The organism is Flavobacterium sp. (genome assembly GCF_035456225.1).
Classification (GTDB): domain Bacteria; phylum Bacteroidota; class Bacteroidia; order Flavobacteriales; family Flavobacteriaceae; genus Flavobacterium.
In genome coordinates this window covers 1-13,474 of record NZ_DATIDM010000185.1, presented here as the reverse complement: position 1 = coordinate 13,474, position 13,474 = coordinate 1, and the positions used below count along the sequence as shown (strand labels likewise).

General features: G+C 39.4%; 11 protein-coding genes and 1 pseudogene. 9 read left to right on the top strand and 3 right to left on the bottom strand.

The features are described from left to right. Positions 1–28 precede the first annotated feature (28 nt). Genes map through VLB74_RS11155 form a run of 3 tightly spaced genes read left to right on the top strand, consistent with a single transcriptional unit; the run spans position 29 to position 2,083 of the window. Positions 29–847 carry a type I methionyl aminopeptidase gene (map, locus tag VLB74_RS11165; protein WP_325203539.1) on the top strand — a complete coding sequence of 273 codons (819 nt, stop codon included), beginning with the start codon at positions 29–31 and terminating at the stop codon, positions 845–847. 13 nt (positions 848–860) lie between these two features. After that, positions 861–1,265, top strand: a complete 405-nt coding sequence (locus VLB74_RS11160; protein WP_325203538.1) for a GxxExxY protein — start codon at positions 861–863, stop codon at positions 1,263–1,265. 47 nt (positions 1,266–1,312) lie between these two features. After that, entirely contained in the window at positions 1,313–2,083 is a 771-nt protein-coding gene (locus VLB74_RS11155; RefSeq protein WP_325203537.1) for a class I SAM-dependent methyltransferase, read from the top strand. A 196-nt stretch (positions 2,084–2,279) separates the two neighbouring features. Here the strand turns inward: VLB74_RS11155 and VLB74_RS11150 are convergent, their stop codons facing one another. Beyond that, complete coding sequence (locus VLB74_RS11150; protein WP_325203536.1) at positions 2,280–5,090, bottom strand: M16 family metallopeptidase; 2,811 nt, start codon at positions 5,088–5,090, stop codon at positions 2,280–2,282. 175 nt (positions 5,091–5,265) lie between these two features. Between VLB74_RS11150 and VLB74_RS11145 the strand changes: the two genes are divergently transcribed. From VLB74_RS11145 to pruA, 3 genes are all read left to right on the top strand, one after another. Then, positions 5,266–6,519 carry a type IX secretion system plug protein gene (locus tag VLB74_RS11145; protein ID WP_325203535.1) on the top strand — a complete coding sequence of 418 codons (1,254 nt, stop codon included), beginning with the start codon at positions 5,266–5,268 and terminating at the stop codon, positions 6,517–6,519. 76 nt (positions 6,520–6,595) lie between these two features. Then, positions 6,596–6,982 carry a Co2+/Mg2+ efflux protein ApaG gene (gene apaG, locus VLB74_RS11140; protein WP_325203534.1) on the top strand — a complete coding sequence of 129 codons (387 nt, stop codon included), beginning with the start codon at positions 6,596–6,598 and terminating at the stop codon, positions 6,980–6,982. A 104-nt stretch (positions 6,983–7,086) separates the two neighbouring features. Beyond that, entirely contained in the window at positions 7,087–8,712 is a 1,626-nt protein-coding gene (gene pruA / locus VLB74_RS11135; RefSeq protein ID WP_325203533.1) for an L-glutamate gamma-semialdehyde dehydrogenase, read from the top strand. 117 nt (positions 8,713–8,829) lie between these two features. Here the strand turns inward: pruA and rsmG are convergent, their stop codons facing one another. After that, positions 8,830–9,459: a 16S rRNA (guanine(527)-N(7))-methyltransferase RsmG gene (gene rsmG, locus VLB74_RS11130; protein ID WP_325203532.1), complete on the bottom strand. Its 630-nt coding sequence runs from the start codon at positions 9,457–9,459 to the stop codon at positions 8,830–8,832. A 111-nt stretch (positions 9,460–9,570) separates the two neighbouring features. On the opposite strand from rsmG, the gene VLB74_RS11125 reads away from it, so the two are divergent. Together VLB74_RS11125 and VLB74_RS11120 are read left to right on the top strand one after the other, a co-directional pair. Next, complete coding sequence (locus VLB74_RS11125) at positions 9,571–10,665, top strand: fatty acid desaturase family protein (RefSeq protein ID WP_325203531.1); 1,095 nt, start codon at positions 9,571–9,573, stop codon at positions 10,663–10,665. 30 nt (positions 10,666–10,695) lie between these two features. Continuing rightward, a complete protein-coding gene (locus tag VLB74_RS11120; RefSeq protein WP_325203530.1) occupies positions 10,696–11,898 on the top strand; it encodes a pyridoxal phosphate-dependent aminotransferase in 1,203 nt (400 codons plus the stop codon). A 145-nt stretch (positions 11,899–12,043) separates the two neighbouring features. Here the strand turns inward: VLB74_RS11120 and VLB74_RS11115 are convergent, their stop codons facing one another. Then, on the bottom strand, positions 12,044–13,024 hold the full coding sequence (locus VLB74_RS11115) for a peptidase associated/transthyretin-like domain-containing protein (RefSeq protein WP_325203529.1): 981 nt from the start codon (positions 13,022–13,024) through the stop codon (positions 12,044–12,046). Positions 13,025–13,125: 101 nt separating this feature from the next. Here VLB74_RS11115 and purT point away from each other — a divergent pair. Beyond that, positions 13,126–13,474: pseudogene (gene purT / locus VLB74_RS11110) on the top strand (phosphoribosylglycinamide formyltransferase 2); the annotation flags it as partial.

Here is a 13,474-nt window from a genome sequence, read left to right as displayed (position 1 = left end):
TATTTTTGCAGTCCAACAATTTGAAGATATGATTATCGTTAAAACACGTGAAGAGATTGAATTGATGCGCGAAAGTGCCCTGATTGTTTCTAAAACCCTGGGTATGATTGCCTCTGAAATCAAACCTGGCGTAAGCACTTTGTATTTAGATAAATTAGCCGAAACGTTTATTCGTGACCATGGTGCAACCCCTGCTTTTTTGGGAATGTACGGTTTCCCGAATTCACTTTGCATGAGTCCGAACGCTCAAGTGGTTCACGGAATTCCGACTGACAAGCCTTTGGAAAGCGGCGACATTATCTCGGTAGACTGCGGTGCTTTGAAAAACGGATTTTACGGCGATCATGCCTACACTTTTGAAGTTGGCGAGGTAAGTGACGCTACAAAAAAACTATTGAAAGTCACTAAAGAATCGCTTTATGTAGGTATCCGCGAATTAAAAGTGGGCAACCGCACGGAAGATGTCGGCAATGCGATTCAAAAATATTGCGAAGGATTTGGCTATGGTGTAGTTCGCGAACTGGTAGGACACGGTATCGGAAGAACCATGCACGAAGCGCCGGAAATGCCGAACTATGGTAAAAAAGGACGCGGTAAATTACTGGTTGAAGGCATGGTGGTAGCTATCGAACCGATGATCAATCAGGGAACCAAAAATATCAAGCAACACAAAGACGGCTGGACAATCACTACGGCCGACAACAAGCCATCGGCACATTTCGAACACGATGTGGCCATCATTGACGGAAAACCGGAGTTGCTATCCACATTCGCCTATATTTATCAGGCTTTAGGAATTACTTCTGATGAAGAAAGTGAATTCAGAAAACAACCGTTAGTGATTTAAGGATTCCACAAAGATGCTCGAAGAAAACACGGAGATTCACGAAGAATTAAATGCTCTTTCTTACAAAATCATAGGACTTGCCATTGAAGTACATCGACAGCTTGGACCGGGCCTCTTGGAATCAGCCTATCAGGCGTGTTTGTATTACGAATTAAAAAACGCTGGATTAAGAGTAGAAAAAGAAAAAGCTTTACCGATTACCTATAAAGATATAAAATTGGATCACGGTTACAGAATCGACTTATTAGTTGAAAACAAAATTGTGATTGAGTTGAAAACAGTCGAAAGCTTTACTGATGTTCATTTCGCTCAAATTCTGACCTATTTAAAACTTGGAGAATATTCTCTTGGGCTGTTAATGAATTTTGACAGTAAAATTCTAAAAAACAATATCAAAAGATTTATTAATAATAATTAAACCTCTGCGAAACTCCGGGTCTCTTTGAGAACCTTTGTGAAACAACCATGAAAAAGATTTTCAGATTCATTTTAAACACCATTCCGCGTCCAATCCTGATCCGCTTGAGCATTGTGGTGCGTCCTGTATTGGCGTTTTTACTCAAAGGAAACACCTTTACCGATCCTATAGACGGAAAAAGTTTCCGCATGTTTCTACCGTACGGTTACGGAACGCAGCGCAACAATGTTTTATCACCAAGCACCTTATCGTTGGAAAGACACCGTTTGCTTTGGTTGTATTTAAAAAACGAAACCGATTTTTTTACAGCATCTACAAAGAAAAAAGTATTGCATTTTGCTCCGGAACAGGAATTTTACAAACGTTTCAAAAAGCAAACGAACATCGAATATACTACAACCGATTTGTTTTCGCCTTTGGCCGACGTAAAAGCAGACATCTGTAATTTGCCTTTTGAAGACAATTCATATGACATTATCTTCTGCAACCACGTCTTAGAACACATTCCGGATGACACTAAAGCCATGCAGGAATTGTATCGCGTATTAAAACCGGGCGGCATGGGAATTTTCCAGATTCCACAGGATCTGTCGAGAACTACGACTTTTTCAGATGATTCCATTACCGATCCCAAGGAACGTGCAAAAATATTTGGCCAGTACGACCATGTCCGCGTTTACGGAAGGGATTATTTCGACAAGTTAAGAAGTATCGGCTTTAGAGTAACCGAAGAAGATTACACCAATAAAATTGCACCCGAACTGGTAACAAAATATTGTTTGGCAAAAGGAGAAATTATTCCGGTTTGCTATAAATAATAAAACCTCAACTTGAAATTTACCCATTCAATTAAAAAAACGAAGAGCATTACAAGATCGAAAAACTTAAACCAAAAAAACCTTGCATATCAATTTCGCATCATAACTTGAAATTTTCTTTACTCTAAACAAAAAAGCGCTGCCACGGCAGCGCTTTTTTTTCTTTTCATTTTAATCTCGATAGCTATCGGGATGATTACGATTTTTCAGGCATTAACATCCCCACAACTTTATCTTTAGTAAGATATTTTTTGGCTACATCCTGAACTTCTTTAGCCGTTAAAGCATTTACTTTATCTTCATATTTCAGTACTTCTTCAGCGGTTTGCTCATTGGTATACGCTTTCGTAAAGTTGTTCAGCCAGAATCTGTTTTCTTTGCTTTCCTTCTTGAAGTCCAACAACTCGCCTTCTTTAAATTTCTCCAAATCCTTTGCTTCTGGTCCGCTGGCAATGATTTTCTGAAGTTCATTTAAGGCTGAAGCCGTTAATTTTTCGGCGTTATCAGGTCCGCATGGGAAAGAGATATTGAAATTATAATAACCATAAGGCACCTTCATCATACTACCTCTCGCGCCAACACCATAAACCCCACTTTCGTTTTCACGTAGCTGCTCCACTAATTTAATGGTCAGGATTTCACCAAGTGCCTGGATGGCAAATGCTTCTTTTGCGGTATACTGTGCATCCCCATAATACATGATCGTTACGTTACTTTTCGGATCTTTTCCTTTATTAACGACTTTTTTGTGTTCCCCTTTCAGCATTCGGTAACCCAAATCTTTGGCTTTTTCTTTATTTGCATTTGACGGTAAAGAAGCCAAATATTTGGCAGCATATTCTTCAATCACTTTATCATCTACATTCCCTACGAAGTAAAACTCGAAATCGGCTGCATTGGCAAAACGCTCTTTGAATTTATCATAAGCCAGTTTATAATCGGTTTCTGCCCACGTTTTTTCTGTCGGAACCAACCCATTAAATCTCGGATTTTCTTTATTCAGATAAGTATAAAACTCCTGTTGGAAATAAAATGACGGTTGGGAAGTCATATTTTTATAGAAAGCCGACTGCTTCTGTTTATATGCTTCAAAAGCTTCAGCGTCATAATTTAAATCTGTAAAATATGCGTAAGTCGTTTGAAATAAATATTCCAGATCTTTCGGAGTGGAATTCCCTCTTAATCCTTCAGTCGTACCACTAATATAAGGATTCACATTGGCAATTTTTCCGGTCATGAATTTGTTGATATCGTTCAGCTTCAACCCTGAAAAACCAGCTTCCGCAAGCGCTCCGTTGGCAAACTGCACTTTTTTCATATCCGCATCGGAATACAGATTACTTCCACCAAAACTTACCGCTTCAAATAAAACCTCATCGTTTTTGAAATCCGTTTTTTTGTAGGTTACTTTAGCACCGTTGGACAAGTACAATGTTTTCGTTCCCAATTTTTCATTGTTTTCACGACGCACTATAGTCCCTGCTTTTGGATCTGCTTTCAACAATCCTTTCGCAATTGCAACATCTTCATAGGCAGTAATTTCTGCATCATTAACTTTCAAAGCATTCAAAACTTCTTGTTCCGATGGCTTTTTAAGTCCCTCTTTTTCAGGACCAGTTAAAATCACCACTCGGTTTTCCTCTTTAATAAAGCCATTCATAAAAACGTTTATGTCTTTCAGCTCGATTAGAGGCAAAATTTGCTTAACCGTTTTGTATGACCATTCAATTCCCGGAGACGGTTCATTTTCTAGGAAATGCGATTGATATTCACTTACAAAATTCTCCGAATTCGTTTTATTTCTGTCATTATACAGCTTCTCTATTCCGGCGATTATTTCTGCTTTAGCTCTGTCTAATTCACCTTGCGTGAAACCATATTTTTTAGCTCTTTGGTTTTCTCTTACCAAAACTTTCAACGCTTCTATTTGCTTGTCTTCCTGAGACATGGCTACCGATTGAAATGCCTCTTTGGTTCTCGCCCAGGTTCTTCCGTGATATGAATATCCATATGTAAACGGAGGCGTTGCCGAATTGGTAAGTTCATCAAGACGCGCGTTGATCATGGTTGAAAACAAAGCTTCTGCCATTTCATCTTTCATATCTTTCACACTGACAGTTGGTTTTGGCAAGCCCGCATCTTTATACATCAACTGAACCTGCGCACTGGAAGCTTCTTTATCGCTTTCAATAGCTACAAAAGTCTCTTTGTGATTTGGCACGTCGAAAGTTTTTCTAGGCTTCTCGTTTTTTGGGTTCTGATAAGTAGAAAAATGGTCGATGATTTTCTTTTCCATCTGTGCCACATCGATATCCCCCACCACAATCACACTCATTAAGTTCGGACGGTACCAGTCTTTATAAAAACGGATTAGGGATTCTGGTTTGAAATTTTCCAAAATCTCCTTCTGACCAATCGGCAGACGTTTGGCATAATGAGAATTGTACATCATTTTTGGCATGAAACGCCCCATCATTCTTTTTTGAGCGCCCAATCCCAAGCGGTATTCTTCCAGAACAACACCACGTTCTTTATTGATTTCCTCCGGGGTCAAAACGGCATTAAATGCCCAATCTTCCAAAATCTGAAACCCTTTTTCCAATTTTTCCGGGTTGTCGGAAGGAATCGGAAGAAAATAAACTGTTTCATCAAAACTCGTGTATGCATTTAAATGCTGACCGAATTTCACTCCGATACTCTGCAGGTAATCCACCAACTGATTTTTAGGAAAACGTTTTGTCCCGTTAAAACACATATGTTCCATAAAATGTGCCAATCCCTGTTGATCGTCGTCTTCAAGAATGGAACCTGCGTTAATGACAAGACGTAAATCCACTTTATTTTCCGGCTTGGCATTTTTCTTGATGTAATACGTTAGCCCGTTTTTCAGTTTTCCGGTTTTTACTTCCGGGTCAAACGGAATTGTTTTTGACAGATCCATTTCCTGCGCGAATAGCATCGTCGGAAAAAGGAACAATCCAAAGGTCAGCTTGTTAAATTGTTTCATGCGTTTTAATTAAGGTGTTAATTTTTGTAAAACTATTCATATAACTCAAAAGTAGGTTTTTTATTATAATTACTTTAACATTAATCACACGTCGAATAAACCCAGGAAAAACAAAACAATTTAAAACCGATGTTAATCCCTATATTTACATTTTAATTCCTTCATGTTTATAAAGATGGTACAAAGAAAAATTTATATTCTTTTATTGACATGCATCAGTCTTTTCCAAGTCTTTGCACAGGTTGAAAACGAAGTTGCACCTCCTTTTAATATCAAAAGCGTGGCTTTCGTGCAAAACAACAACATCACAATTCCCATATTTCGTTTGGGTGAACCTTTTCAGTTTGAATTTGACGATGTTTACGGTAATGAAGCCGATTATTACTTCACCATTACACAGTACAATTATGACTGGACGCTGACTGATTTGGGCAAATCCGAATACATGAGAGGAATTGACAACCAGCGCATCATCAACTACAAGAATTCGTTTAACACCCTTCAGATGTATTCCCATTACACACAAAATTTTCCGAATAAATTCAACCAGATTTTACTGACCGGGAATTATATGCTGAAAATCTTCAACTCCAGTCAGGAATTGGTTTTTTCCCGCAAATTCATCATTTATGAAGATCGTGTACCGGTTGCAGTCCAGGTTAAACGCTCGCGTGATTTAGAAATCATCGATCACATGCAAAACCTGTATTTCACAATCAACACCATGAACTATCTGCTGCAAAACCCTACCCAGAATGTAAAAATCGCATTGTTTCAAAATGGAAGAATGGACGCCGGAATTTACAACATAAAACCACAATACACCATAGGTTCGGAATTGATTTACAGACACGAAAGAGAAACTCGATTTTGGGGCGGGAACGAGTATTTAAATTTCGAAAACAAAGATATAAGAGCCGTTGTCAACAATATAGGCCATGTGAGTGCCGGGGATCTGTACAATTCGCACTTATATATGAACATCGCGCGAAAAAACAGTCAGTACACTTATTATCCCGACATTAACGGAAGTTTCCTACCTAACAACATCAACGCCGAAGACAATAACATTGAAGCCGATTATGCCTGGGTATACTTTACTTTAAACACAAATACTTTTATGGATAAAAGCGATATTTATATCGGCGGAATGTTCAACAATTTTGCCCATACCCCGGAATACAAAATGGATTACAATGCCGAAAAAGGATTGTATGAAAAGGCACTTTTAATAAAACAAGGATTTACGAATTACCTGTATGACATTGTAGATAAAAACGGAAATGTCGATTTTGAAAATGCTGTCGATGGCAATTATTGGCAAACCGAAAACAATTATTTTGTCCTCGTATATTACCGAGGAAACAATGACCGCTACGACCGGGTTATTGGAAAAGGAATCGCAACTTCAACAAACATTACGAATTAAAAAAGTTATAAATTTTACAAACGAAAATAAATATTTTGCTATTTTTGGAGTTACAAACCCAATTTTTACAAAAAATATGGTTTCACAAATAACGAGCGGCATTAAAATTTCGGTGTTAACTAGTTTTGAGGGCACTTACTTCAAAAACTACAAGATTCACTTTGCCTTCAGTTATGAAGTAACCATTGAAAACCAAAGTAAGGATTCGGTACAGCTGAACACCCGTCACTGGGAAATTTACGACTCCCTTAATGATCTTGAAATTGTTGATGGAGAAGGCGTTATCGGTAAAAAACCGGTATTAAAACCCGGAGAAAAACACACTTACAGTTCAGGCTGTCTGCTTTCCTCTCCTTTTGGGGCAATGCACGGCCATTTTAACATGGTGAATTTCACAACTACAAGAAGTTTCTGCGTTATCATCCCTACCTTTAAATTGAGTGCGCCGTTCGCCTTGAATTAAGCCTAAAAATTACCATAGCATTAACAGTTAACCAATTAACTAATTGGCTAATAATTTGTATCTTCGCTTCGCGAAATTTTTGATAACTCAAATTATAACAAATTATGCCAAAAGGAATTTACAATGTTCCGACAGCGGTTAACGAACCTGTTAAAACATACGCTCCGGGTACCCCTGAAAGAGAAGCTGTGGCTGCAGCCTTCAAACAAATGTACAACAGCACCGTTGATGTGCCTTTATATATCGGTTCTGAAGAAATCCGTACCGGAAAAACCAAAAACATGACGCCTCCATTCGACCACAAACATGTGGTGGGACAATATCACGAAGCTGAAAAAGAGCATATCGAAAAAGCGATTGCAACAGCTATGGAAGCAAAGAAAAAATGGGCCAACATGCCTTGGGAACAAAGAGCTTCCATTTTCTTAAAAGCTGCTGAATTATTAGCAGGACCTTACCGAGCTAAAATCAATGCCGCAACTATGATTGCTCAGGCAAAAACAGTTCACCAGGCAGAAATCGATTCAGCTTGTGAGTTGATTGACTTTTTACGTTTCAACGTTCAGTTCATGTCACAGATTTACGCGGAACAACCGATTTCATCAGAAGGCATCTGGAACAGAATGGAACACCGTCCGTTAGAAGGATTCGTGTATGCCATCACTCCGTTTAACTTTACGGCTATTGCAGGAAACTTACCTTCATCAGCTGCTTTAATGGGGAATGTGGTAATCTGGAAACCGGCCGCAACGCAGGTATATTCGGCTAACGTTATCATGGAAGTATTCCAACAGGCAGGCTTACCGGCTGGGGTTATCAACATGATTACCGGAAATTCAGGAATGATTTCAGACACTTTATTAGCCAGTCCAGATTTCGCTGGTATCCACTTCACAGGATCAACTGGCGTTTTCAATGACATGTGGGCTAAAATCGGTCAGAACATCAACAAATACAAAACATATCCAAGAATCGTTGGAGAAACAGGAGGAAAAGATTTCGTTCTTGCTCACCCATCTTCGATTCCAGCTCAAGTGGCTACTGCATTAACAAGAGGCGCTTTCGAATACCAGGGGCAAAAATGTTCTGCGGCTTCAAGAGCTTATATTCCGGCTTCACTTTGGCCAGAAGTTAAAGAATTGTTGTTAGCGGATTTAGCTACCATCAAAATGGGTTCACCGGAAGACATGACTAACTACGTTTCTTCCGTTATTTCAGAACAGTCTTTCGACAAATTAGCAGGCTTCATCGAGCAGGCTAAAAAAGATTCGGATGCTGAAATCATTGCAGGTGGTGGTTATGACAAATCGGTTGGATATTTCATTCAGCCAACAGTTATCCTGACTTCAAATCCGAAATACAACACTATGTGTACGGAATTATTCGGTCCGGTTTTAACTATCTACGTTTATGAAGATGCTAAATGGACTGAAACGTTGGCATTGGTTGACGGAACTTCAAGCTATGCATTGACAGGCGCTATCTTCAGTCAGGACCGCTATGCGATTGTTGAAGCTACTAAAGCATTGGAAAATGCAGCCGGAAACTTCTACATCAACGACAAACCGACTGGAGCTGTTGTAGGTCAGCAGCCATTTGGTGGTGCAAGAGCTTCCGGAACAAACGACAAAGCAGGTTCAATCTTGAACTTGTTACGTTGGGTTTCCCCAAGAACAATCAAAGAAACTTTCGTTACGCCGACGGATTACCGTTATGCATTCTTAAAATAAGAAACGTAAAAAGGCTGTCAAAACTGACAGCCTTTTTCTTTTATAATACTATTTTATTTACCGCAAATTCGCAATTTTTTATTCTTAATCTGTGAATCTGCGGTTTATACTTTTCAACTACCTTCTATATTTCAGTGGCAGGTGCACCACCTTTTTGGTTTCGAAAAATTCATCCCCAAAGAAATCGGATAAATTATACTCTGTTGCCTTTGGAAAATCTTTCAGTTCTTCGGCTAAATCCCCGCCTTTCAGATACAGGATTCCGTTTGGTAAGTCATGGTTCTGTTTCTTTGCGATTTTGTCTTTTACCCATTTGTAAAAATCAGGCATATTGGTTACGGCACGACTCACGATGAAATCGAACTCTTCTTTTACATTTTCCGCACGCATTTGTTCGGCTCTCACATTCTGCAAACCCAAACCTTTTGCGACTTCATTTACCACACGGATTTTTTTGGCAATTACATCAATCAGATAAAAATCGACTTCCGGATACAAAATAGCCAACGGAATTCCGGGAAAACCACCTCCTGTCCCCACATCCAATACTTTCGCTCCGGGCTTGAACTCCATAATCTTTGCGATTCCGAGAGAATGCAGCACATGTTTGGTGTACAATTCATCGATGTCTTTTCTCGAAATCACGTTAATTTTTGCGTTCCAATCTTTATACAATTCCTCCAGTTTTTTAAACTGTTCTATCTGATTATCAGTAAGATTAGGGAAATAGTTTACAATATCATGCATTATTCAGAGTTTTAGGCAAAAGTAAGCATTTTACCGATGAATTTTTTAATCATTTTAACGCTTTACATCTTCATTAATAATTACCTTTGCTCGAATTTAATGATTTTGAGCATGAACAAACAAATGCCTGTTTTTTCCAAGGCAGATAATCTGAAGTTTTTTAGAACCCTAAATAAACGCGTAAACGATTATTTCAAGGAAAACAATCTCAAAAAAACCGGTAATTGGAAATTACACCTGAAAACCATAATCATGTTTTCACTGTTCCTTACACCCTATTTTTTGATCCTGACATTGGACCTTCCGCTGTGGGCACATTTACTTTTAACCATCGTGATCGGCATCGGCATGGCTGGAGTGGGAATGAATGTAATGCACGACGGGAATCACGGCTCCTATTCTTCCAAACCATGGCTGAACAAAATCATGGGCGGAAGCATCTATATTTTAGCCGGAAACGTATACAACTGGCAAGTACAGCACAATGTTCTGCATCACACCTACACGAATATTCACGGGCATGACGAAGATTTGGAAGCCGGAAGAATTATCCGTTTTACCAAACACTCTAAATGGTCGCCAATTCATAAATTCCAGCACTACTACTCCGTATTTCTTTACGGATTACTTACATTCAACTGGGCTATTACAACGGATATCAAACAAACCAGAAATTACATCAGGAGAAAATTATCTTATGGCGAATTCCCAAGCCCTTTCAAACTTTGGAGTACTTTGGTTATCACAAAAATCATTTATTTTTCGATTTGGCTGGTGATCCCAATGCTTTTAGGCATCGTTTGGTGGGAAGTTCTTTTAGGATTTTTCGTAATGCATTATACCGCCGGTTTGATTTTAAGCATTGTCTTTCAGTTGGCACATATTGTTGAAGAAACCGAACATCCGGAACCGGACGAAAACAATGAAATCGAGAACACCTGGGCGATCCACCAATTGTTCACCACAGCCAATTTCGCTCCGAAAAACTGGTTAGTTAACTGGTACACCGGCGGATTGAACCATCAGATCGAGCATCATATTTTCCCAAATATCAGCCACATCCACTATGGCAAAATCGGCGAAATCGTAAAACAGACGGCTGCCGAATGCAATCTGCCCTACTATGAATTTAAAACCATGCGTTCTGCCATTCATTCCCATTTCAAACATTTAAAGGAATTAGGACAGAAACCGCAATTAGCATAAATAAAAAAACAACTACATAACATCAGAACTATGAACCCGCTTTCGGACAGAATTAACAATTTATCTACGTCACAAACGTTAGCAATGGCTGCGTTAGCAAGAGAATTAAAGGCTCAAGGAAAAGACATTATCAGTTTAAGTTTAGGAGAACCGGATTTCAACACTCCAGATTTCATCAAAGAAGCCGCAAAAAAAGCCATCGATGAAAACTACAGTACCTATACGCCGGTAGAAGGTTATTTAGAGTTGAAAGAAGCAATTTGCCGCAAATTCAAAAGAGACAATCATTTAGAATATACCCCTTCGCAGATTGTGGTTTCCACTGGCGCGAAGCAATCTTTATACAATATTGCCCAGGTAATGTTAAACCACGGAGACGAAGTGATCCTTCCTGCACCGTACTGGGTAAGTTATTTCGAAATCATCAAACTATCAGGAGGTGTTCCGGTAGAAGTACCAACTTCTGTGGAAACCGATTTCAAAATCACGCCGGAGCAATTGGAAGCTGCCATCACGCCAAAAACAAAAATGATGTGGTTCAGCTCGCCTTGTAACCCAAGTGGTTCGGTATACAGCCGTGAAGAATTGACAGCTTTAGCAAAAGTATTGGAGAAATACCCGAACATTTACGTGGTTTCCGACGAAATCTATGAGCACATCAACTTCTCGGGAACATTCTGCAGTATCGGATCGATTCCGGGCATGTTTGACAGAACCATCACGGTTAATGGAGTAGCAAAAGCTTTCGCCATGACAGGATGGAGAATCGGATATATGGGAGCTCCTGAATTTATCGCAAAAGCATGTACAAAAATCCAGGGACAGGTAACCAGCGGAGCAAACTCCATTGCACAACGCGCTACCATCACTGCTGTTGATGCAGACCCATCGGTTTTAAAACACATGGTAGATGCTTTCCACAGCCGTCGTGACTTGGTTGTTGGTTTATTGAAAGAAATCCCTGGAATCAAAATCAATGTTCCGGAAGGTGCTTTCTATGTATTCCCAGACGTTTCTTCGTTCTTCGGAAAAACATTGAGAGGCCATGAAATCAAAGACGCTAACGATTTCTCCATGTATCTTTTAGCCGAAGCCAATGTAGCAACAGTAACCGGAGACGCTTTCGGAAACCCGAACTGCATCCGTTTCTCTTACGCAACCAGCGAAGATTTACTGAAAGAAGCCTTACGCCGAATCAAAGAAGCGGTAACCACTACCGAAGTTCTAGCATAATACAACAAAAGCCTCAAATTATCTTGAGGCTTTTTTATTTGAGCGTTTCCCGTTAGAAAAAAACGAGACCGGGCTGTACACTATATCTTTTTTGCGACTGAAAAAGTCACAAAAAAGGATGCCGTTCCCATCCCTAACGCAAAACCTACTGATAACCCGTGATGGTGTAACCCACACCGATATTGTACAACGGGTATTTTTTATCTTTTTTATACACCATTGGCTTATCGATTTGGCGCCAGCTGCCGGAATTGGCAAACAAATGCCTGAAAAGGGTCAGTTTTCCTTTAGGAGCTTCCACCAGCGGATAATTCGGTAAAATTATTTTCATGATTTTTTTCTCCTGACTTCTATATTCCGCTACCGAATAAGGCACTTCGGAAACATATTCACCCTGTATATTCGTTTTTCCGATAATAGTCATCACCACAAAAAATCCGTTTTCAGGAATGGGCAATTCCTCCTCGAATTTAACCTCAACCTTTTCCGAAATTTTTGCAACTTCAATTACAAAAACCTTGTTGTAATCGTATAATTTTTCACCCGGAATATTGGCGTCATTTCGCATGAATTCAAATTTAACCATCGTCCCATAAGGCTCATCTTCAAAAGAAGTTTCGGTAATACCCTGATGAATATCTTTCACTATCAAAGGAATGACAATCGATTTCAAAACACTTTTCCGTTTCTCCTGCGGAATATAAAAGGCAATCTGCTGCCCTATCGACGACCAATACATCTGATCCATATCGTCGTGCAGTAATGGCTTTGTTACAAATTCCTTTCGCTTTTTCAAATCTTCTTTGGAAACCACCACTTTGAGCTCCTCCAACATATTACTTGACGGCTTTAAAAAGATATCACTTCCCTGAACAGTACTTAACAAAACCGTTTTGGCCTGATATCCTACATAGGAAATCTTTATTTTTTCCGGCAAATCCTTATTTGAAACCAATTTCCCGTTTTCGTCTGAAAAAATACCGTATCCGTTTAAAAAATCAATGTTAGCATAAGGCAACGGCTCTTGTGTAAGTGAATCTTTAACTACATAAAAACCTCGCTGTGCGGAAACAGCAAAAAAGCTCAACAGCAGAACAATAGTAAAACCAAATTTATTGTACATCATCTTTACTAAAACTTCAAAATTCTCAAAATCGTATCTTAAAAACAATACTTGTCAAAAACTTTTAAACTTTTTACCTTTAAACCCTAAACCAACACAACAAAATGCAAAAGAAAATATTACTATTAGGCTCCGGGGAACTCGGAAAAGAATTTGTTATCGCGGCACAACGCATCGGACAAACCGTGATAGCTGTCGACAGTTATGAAAATGCTCCCGCCATGCAGGTTGCTCACGGATTTGAAGTCATCAACATGCTTGATGGTGCCGAATTGGACCGAATCGTAGCCAAACATCAGCCGGATTTCATCGTACCCGAAATCGAAGCCATCCGAACCGAACGTTTTTACGACTATGAAAAACAGGGAATTACCGTAGTTCCTTCCGCAAAAGCCGCCAATTTCACCATGAACCGAAAAGCGATACGCGATTTGGCCGCTAAAGATTTAGGAC

What these genes read in the sequence shown, in the direction of transcription:
- pruA (WP_325203533.1), top strand. Translation starts at nt 7,087, where the DNA reads ATGCCAAAAGGAATTTACAATGTTCCGACAGCGGTTAACGAACCTGTT.
- map (WP_325203539.1), top strand. Translation starts at nt 29, where the DNA reads ATGATTATCGTTAAAACACGTGAAGAGATTGAATTGATGCGCGAAAGT.
- VLB74_RS11115 (WP_325203529.1), bottom strand. Translation starts at nt 13,024, where the DNA reads ATGATGTACAATAAATTTGGTTTTACTATTGTTCTGCTGTTGAGCTTT.
- VLB74_RS11150 (WP_325203536.1), bottom strand. Translation starts at nt 5,090, where the DNA reads ATGAAACAATTTAACAAGCTGACCTTTGGATTGTTCCTTTTTCCGACG.
- VLB74_RS11145 (WP_325203535.1), top strand. Translation starts at nt 5,266, where the DNA reads ATGGTACAAAGAAAAATTTATATTCTTTTATTGACATGCATCAGTCTT.
- apaG (WP_325203534.1), top strand. Translation starts at nt 6,596, where the DNA reads ATGGTTTCACAAATAACGAGCGGCATTAAAATTTCGGTGTTAACTAGT.
- rsmG (WP_325203532.1), bottom strand. Translation starts at nt 9,459, where the DNA reads ATGCATGATATTGTAAACTATTTCCCTAATCTTACTGATAATCAGATA.
- VLB74_RS11155 (WP_325203537.1), top strand. Translation starts at nt 1,313, where the DNA reads ATGAAAAAGATTTTCAGATTCATTTTAAACACCATTCCGCGTCCAATC.
- VLB74_RS11120 (WP_325203530.1), top strand. Translation starts at nt 10,696, where the DNA reads ATGAACCCGCTTTCGGACAGAATTAACAATTTATCTACGTCACAAACG.
- VLB74_RS11125 (WP_325203531.1), top strand. Translation starts at nt 9,571, where the DNA reads ATGAACAAACAAATGCCTGTTTTTTCCAAGGCAGATAATCTGAAGTTT.
- VLB74_RS11160 (WP_325203538.1), top strand. Translation starts at nt 861, where the DNA reads ATGCTCGAAGAAAACACGGAGATTCACGAAGAATTAAATGCTCTTTCT.